The sequence below is a fragment of the Photorhabdus sp. RM96S genome, assembly GCF_042879335.1.
GTDB classification, from domain to species: Bacteria; Pseudomonadota; Gammaproteobacteria; order Enterobacterales; family Enterobacteriaceae; genus Photorhabdus; species Photorhabdus kayaii.
Genome location: NZ_JBHFKT010000333.1, coordinates 1 through 208 on the forward strand (window position 1 = coordinate 1; position 208 = coordinate 208).

Annotated in this window: 1 protein-coding gene; it reads right to left on the minus strand. The window is 59.1% G+C overall.

Annotated features, from left to right (window positions below):
* Window positions 1-208, minus strand: a 208-nt coding sequence (locus ACGF49_RS25565; protein WP_387493670.1) for a type VI secretion system domain-containing protein, incomplete at both ends; no start/stop codon positions are given.

Sequence of the window (208 nt, forward strand, 5' to 3'; positions counted from 1 at the left end):
TGACAGGTGCTGTCCGGCCTGGCGCAGCTGGCGGTAATGTTGTTGTGCCAGCGCGTTCATGCCCGCCTGCTCCAGTAACTGTGCCGTCAGTAACTGACCGTAGAACTGATCCCGGGGTTCGGTCAGGTGTTGCTGATATTGTTCCGCCGCTTTTAGGGCGGCTTCCAGACCGTGCTGCTGAAAACAGTGCCAGACAGCGTCCTGTTCC